General features: G+C 67.4%; 5 protein-coding genes. 2 read left to right on the plus strand and 3 right to left on the minus strand.

Features of this window, described 5'->3' with window-relative positions; translation table 11 throughout:
• Positions 1 to 49: 49 nt before the first annotated feature.
• From ABS772_RS12670 to ABS772_RS12680, 3 genes are all read right to left on the minus strand, one after another.
• On the minus strand, positions 50 to 1,510 hold the full coding sequence (locus tag ABS772_RS12670) for a lipopolysaccharide biosynthesis protein (protein WP_350394975.1): 1,461 nt from the start codon (positions 1,508 to 1,510) through the stop codon (positions 50 to 52).
• A 147-nt stretch (positions 1,511 to 1,657) separates the two neighbouring features.
• Positions 1,658 to 3,661, minus strand: coding sequence for a transglycosylase SLT domain-containing protein (locus tag ABS772_RS12675; RefSeq protein WP_350394977.1), 2,004 nt, complete (start codon positions 3,659 to 3,661; stop codon positions 1,658 to 1,660).
• 331 nt (positions 3,662 to 3,992) lie between these two features.
• Positions 3,993 to 4,997 (minus strand): magnesium transporter CorA family protein, encoded by a 1,005-nt coding sequence (locus tag ABS772_RS12680; protein ID WP_238257288.1) that lies wholly within the window; start codon positions 4,995 to 4,997, stop codon positions 3,993 to 3,995.
• Positions 4,998 to 5,211: 214 nt separating this feature from the next.
• On the opposite strand from ABS772_RS12680, the gene groES reads away from it, so the two are divergent.
• Together groES and ABS772_RS12690 are read left to right on the plus strand one after the other, a co-directional pair.
• On the plus strand, positions 5,212 to 5,502 hold the full coding sequence (gene groES, locus ABS772_RS12685) for a co-chaperone GroES (protein WP_012457015.1): 291 nt from the start codon (positions 5,212 to 5,214) through the stop codon (positions 5,500 to 5,502).
• Positions 5,503 to 5,586: 84 nt separating this feature from the next.
• On the plus strand, positions 5,587 to 6,073 hold a 487-nt coding region (locus ABS772_RS12690; RefSeq protein ID WP_350394980.1), incomplete at its 3' end, for a TCP-1/cpn60 chaperonin family protein.

The following is a 6,073-nucleotide window of genomic DNA, read 5'->3' on the forward strand; positions in this document are numbered from 1 at the left end:
TCGAAAGGCCGGACTCAAACCCCGATTGGGCGAAGCTGGCAAGCCGAAGTCACCGCGCGGCCGCGGGAAGCCGCTTCGGAAAACGCTCCCGCACGATCGTGCGCAGCCCCGCGATGTCGAGGAACCAGACCAGCGCGCCGTAGACAAGCACGCCGACGGCGACGCAGGCCGGCAGGGCGAGCGCCGGTTCGAGGCCCCGGAACGGCAGGACGCTCAAGATCATGGCGAGGCAGGCGCCCGCGGTCAGGGCGAGGTCGCGGCCCGGCAGACGCAGCCGTTCGACGCCCATCAGCGCCTTGCCGCCGAGCACGACGACGGCCGCCGTGAGACCCAGGGTCTGCGCGACGGCGACGCCCTGCGGCCCCATCACCCGCGGCAGGAGGAGGATGCCGATCCCGTTGACGACCAGGCCGACGAGGGCGGCGGAGACGACCGGGCTGGTCCGGCGCCGGATCTGGAAGACGGGATTGAGGGCGAAGTTCATGATCGAGAGGCAGAGCAGCCCCGGGATCAGCCAGTCGGTATAGTCGGCGAACGGCCCGCGGAACTCCGCCGGCACGATCAGCGCCTGCAGCGCGGGCGTCACCGCCCAGTAGCCGGCGGCGCAGGGCAGGAGCAGGGCCACCACGATGGCGATGTTGCGCGAGACCTGGGTCTCGGCGGCCTCGCGGCCGTGATGCTCCTCGGCCTGCACGGCGATCTGGAACAGCAGCAGGTCGAGCGCCGCGCCGAGCGTGGAAAACGCCCGCGAACCGAGATCGGCGGCGAGCGCGAAGTAGCCGGCCTCGGCGAAGCCCGCGGTCCCGGCGATGGCGGCGCGGTTGAGGAAGGGCATGATCTGGTAGACGGCGTTGGCCGCGATCAGCGGCAGGCCGTAGACCGCGAACAGGCGCAGGGTCTCCCGGGCCTTGCCCCGCGGCAGGGCCGGCGCGTGCCCGAGCAGCCCGTCGCCGAGGACCTTGCGCATCGGCAGCACCGCCAGGAACTGGCTCAAGCCCCCCGCGATCAGCACCCAGACCGGCTGCGGAAACAGCCACGCCGTGCCCGCCATCAGCACGAAGGCGAGCGCGTTCTTCCACACCACCAGCCGGAGATAGGCGCCGCCGATGAAGCGGGCGCGGGCGAGCGCCGCGTGGTAGTCGAACAACCCGATGCCGATCGCCGCGACCATGGTGCCGGCGGTCATCACCAGCCGGCCCTCGGGGGTCGGGTTGACGGCGATCCCGAGCCCGGCGCAGAGGGCGGCGGCGGCGAACAGCGCCAGGGCGACGGCCCCGTAGGCCTGGTCGAGCCCGCGGCGGATCCACGGCTCGGCCTCGCGCACCCGCGCCGAGTAGAACCGCGTCGCCGAGAGCCGCAGCCACTCGAACAGGAGGGTGTTGAGCACCACCGCGCCCGCCGTCGCCAGGGCGAAGCGGCCGAAATCGGCCGGGCCCAGCATCCGGGCGATGGCGATGCCGAGGACGAAATTCAGCCCGGCATTGAGGATGAAGGCGGCGATGACGGCCATGAAGGATCGGGCTCGCTCGGATCTGCCGCTCGTTCGGAACGCGCCAGGGCAGATTTGAGGCGAGACCCAAAGAAAGATTGAACGGACAGGCCCCGGCGCGCCGAGGCCCGGGCCAATCTGAGCTCGGTCGGGCGAGAGGCGGCGGGGCTACAGCAGCTTGGCGACCTCGAAATGCATGCCGTCCAGGCGGGTCCTGAAATGTCCGCCCCAGAAGAAGCCGTGGGCGTTCGCGATGGTCACGAGTTCGCGCACGGATCCCTTCTTGTCGATGGTCGCCGGGATCCTGTCGCGGGGATTGAAGGCGGCATTGATGTCGAAGGCTGCGCCGAAGGCGTGGCAGCTGAGCGAGGCCTGCGAGCCGCGGATGAGCCGGGGAACGAAGCTGCCGTCGAAGGTCAGGATGCGGTCGAGCAGCCCGGCCTTCTCCCACGCGGCCCAGAGCGCCTGCAATTGCGGCGCCGCCTTCCGGTTGAACGGAAAGGCGAAGGGCCCTTTCCTGCCGGCGACGTCGAGGGTGGTGACCTGAACGTTCACGATCTCCTTCTTGTCCCAGCCGTCCGTGATCCGGATATGCTCCGGATTGTCGGGTTGGGGATCGAGGACGTACTGGAACGTCCCGAACAGCGCCTGCCGGGCCGCGGTGTTCTTCAGGGGGACGAAATCCGGTGCCGGCGGAAAGGTCGTCCCCGTACCGGTGCCGACGACGAACGGCGCGGCCGGCTTCGTCGCAGCGCTTTCCGCCCCCGTGAGAGCGACGGCGAAGCTCGGTGTTCCGCCGCCGCCCCAACCGTCCTTGCCCGCGACTTCCATGCAGTCGTTGAACCAGGCGACGAAGCGATCGATGTGCTGGCCGGTCCCAGCCGGGTAGCAATGGGTCCGCCAGCGGTTCTTGTCGCTGTCGTCGCGACGCAGGGAGCCGGCATTGTAGGCGGCGGCGACCAGCGGCGGGTCGAAATGCGTCTGCGCTCGCTGCTGGGCGATGTAGGCGGTGCCGGCGGCGATCGAGGTTGCCGGGTCGAGGAGATCGTCGCCCCGGAGGCTGCCGCGTCCGAGGGCGCCCCGTGCCGTGCGGACGAGGGTCTGCATCAGGCCGACGCTCTCGTCGTTGATCTTGGGCTCCCGCCGGCGGGCGGTCGGATCGCCGGAACTCTCGGTTGCGATCGTCGCGACGATCAGTTCGACCGGCACGCCGTAGGCCCGCGCGCTGGCGGCGCAGGCCTCGCCGTACTTGAGCCAGATCTTGCGCACGGTCAGAGGCTGTCCGTAGGTGCCCTGCGGCTGCGCCCCGTCGACGCCGATCCCGGCGGCGCCGAGGCTCCAGGCCACGCTGTCCGGGAACAACCGGTGCGGCTTGGTCAGTCCGGGAAGGGCGTCGGTGAGGGTGCTCACATCGGCCGGCTTGGCCGGCTCCAGCAACTTGGGCGAGGCCACCTCGGGGTCCGCCTCCGGGGCCGGCGCGGGTACGGGCGCAGGTGCGGCGATCACGGTGGGTTCGCGCGCGGCGACGCGCTCGATGCCCTCGCCGAGATTGCGGACGGCGGTCGAGATGACGTCGCTCTTCTCCTTCGAGCCCTGGCTGCTGCCGTAGTAGAAGGAGATGATGGTCGCGGCGATGCCGTTGATGAAGCCGACCGCGGTGCCGATCAGACTGAAGGCGGCGGTCGTCAGTTCCGCCTTTCCCGGATCGAACGTGAAACCGCCGAGCGAGATGTAGAGCGCGCCGGCGATCATCATGAACATGCCGGCCACCGCGAGGATCACGATCGCCATGCCGACGTTGAAGCTGCGCAGCGCCAGTCCGGTCGATTGCTGAAAGTCGCCGGCCCGTTGCCGATCCTTGATCTCGAGTTCGGCGAAGCGGATGCCGGCATCGAGCTCGTACTGTCGCAGGCTGGCCTCGGCCTTCTTGAGGTCGAGGATCAGCTGAGGGTCGTCCGCCTTCGTGCGGACGATGTCCGTGACCTGCTCGGGCGTGAGCGGCGGCTTCGTCGCGGGCGGGCCGGCGACCGGCGACTGCGGTAGATACTTGTCGAGAACGCCGGTCACGACGGAGGCGGCGATGTTGCTGAACGGCGGCGGCAACCCCAACGCCGTCAACAGCGTCGGCGCGGCGTTGCGAAGGATCGTCTTGACGAAATCCGGTACTTCCATCGACCCACTCCTGGTGAGACGGCAAATAACCTGCGAATCAAAGGATTTTATCAATTTCGGCGATATTTTCATGCTTTCGGCGCGAGGCGCAATACCTCAAATTGCAGGCCGAAGATGAAAATGTGCGGTTCTCGGCAGGAAAGAGCGGACCGACATCAATAGATGATTCGAGATAAAGTGAAAATTATCTCATTATTTGATGAATATATATATTCAATGCGTGATGCGCCAGAGAGGCTGCATTCCACTCCGCATAACTCGAAGAAAGCCTGTATCGTCCCCGTCGAGAACTCAGCTCATGTGACCGGGCCGAGCGGTCAGAGCCGCGCCTTTACAGCCAGCCCTTTGAACGGAAATAGAGCAGCGGCACGACCGCCGAGATCGCGATCAGCGCGAGGCCGTAGGGATACCCGTAGACCCAGTCGAGTTCCGGCATGTGCTTGAAGTTCATGCCGTACATCGAGGCGACGAGCGTCGGCGGCACGCCGACCACCGATACGACGGTGAGGATGCGGAAGGCGTTGTTCTGCTCGATGTTGATGAGGCCGAGCGTGGCATCGAGCAGGAATTGAACGGTCTCGGAGAGCCGCGTCTCGAACTCGTCGAGCGAGGCGATGTCCCCCGCCAGGGTATCGAAGCGCGGCGCATCGTCCGCCTTGAGGATCTGGCCGCACTCGCTCTTGGCGAAGGCGATGATGCGCCCGAGCCCGAGCAGGCTCGCGCGGACTTTCGACAACGACTTCCCGTGGCGGCCGACCGAGCGGAGCAGGCGGCGCAGCGCGAGATCGCGCCGCTTGGGAGCGGTGGAATCGCCCTTGCGGGCACCGGGCCGGGCGCCGGAATCGAAATCGAAGATGCGCGTCGAGAGCGAGTCGAGGTCGCCGGACATCTCCTCGAGCAGGTCGGCGAGGTTGTCGACCAGTTCCTCGACTACGAGCAGGAACATCCGCGTGCTGGACCCTCCGTCGCCATCGCCGTCGTCCACACGTTTTCTGACCGCCGCGAAGGCCCGCATCTCGTGGAAGCGCACGGTGACGAGGTGGTCCGCATTCAGCAGGAAGCCCAGCGGCTTCAGGCTGAAATCCGAGCGGTCGAAGGTGACCATCGGCGTCGAGAGGGAGAGGCCGTCGCGGTTGCGGCGCAGGCGGCTCGACGATTCGACCTCGCTCAGCGCCGCGCGCGAGGGCACGCGGATGCCCGTCTTGCGCTCGACCTGCTCGGCCTCCTCGGCGGTCGGATCGTTCAGGTCGATCCAGAGCGCGTGATCGGGCAGGCTCGCGCCGCCCTCCGCGCCGCCGTGCTCGACGGCGCCGTTTGCCCCATGCAGGCTCATCATCGGGAAGAATCGTCCGTCTCGTCCGGGCTGCGCGAGAAATTCGTGCGAAAACGCCGCAGCCGTTAGGAAGCTGCGCCTTGACTCGAAATCGGCCCGCGCCTATCTCGCGGCCGTCGTTAGCACTCACTTGCTTAGAGTGCTAACAAACAGGTGGAGCGCGGTCGCCCCCGGCCGCATGAAGACCAACCGCCATTTCGAAGCAAGAGGGCAGCTCATGAAGTTCCGTCCGCTGCACGACCGCGTCGTCGTCCGTCGCATCGAGAGCGAAGAGAAGACGAAGGGCGGCATCATCATCCCGGATACCGCCAAGGAGAAGCCGCAAGAGGGCGAGATCGTCGCCGTCGGCCCCGGCGCCCGTGACGAGCAGGGCCGTGTCAACGCCCTCGACGTCAAGGTCGGCGACCGCGTTCTGTTCGGCAAGTGGTCCGGCACCGAGGTCAAGATCGACGGCCAGGATCTCCTGATCATGAAGGAATCCGACATCATGGGCGTCGTCGCCGCCTAAGGCCGACCCCGTTCCATCGCCCTTCGAGGCCGCTCCCGCAGGCTTCAGGGCTTTCCGACACTCTCATCTGAGGCAGGTACTCACATGGCAGCGAAAGACGTTCGTTTCTCCGCCGACGCTCGCGACAAGATGCTGCGCGGCGTCGACATCCTCGCGGATGCCGTCAAGGTCACCCTCGGCCCCAAGGGCCGCAACGTCGTCATCGAGAAGAGCTTCGGCGCCCCCCGCATCACCAAGGACGGTGTGACGGTCGCCAAGGAGATCGAGCTCGCCGACAAGTTCGAGAACATGGGCGCCCAGATGGTGCGCGAAGTGGCCTCGAAGACCAACGACATCGCCGGTGACGGCACCACCACCGCCACGGTGCTGGCCCAGGCGATCGTCCGCGAGGGCGCCAAGTACGTCGCCGCCGGCATCAACCCGATGGACCTGAAGCGCGGCATCGACCTCGCCACCCAGGCCGCGGTGAAGGACATCACCGCCCGCGCCAAGAAGGTCGCCTCCTCCGAAGAGGTCGCCCAGGTCGGCACGATCTCCGCCAACGGCGACACCGAGATCGGCGAGATGATCG

The organism is Methylorubrum podarium, assembly GCF_040270385.1.
Classification (GTDB): domain Bacteria; phylum Pseudomonadota; class Alphaproteobacteria; order Rhizobiales; family Beijerinckiaceae; genus Methylobacterium; species Methylobacterium podarium.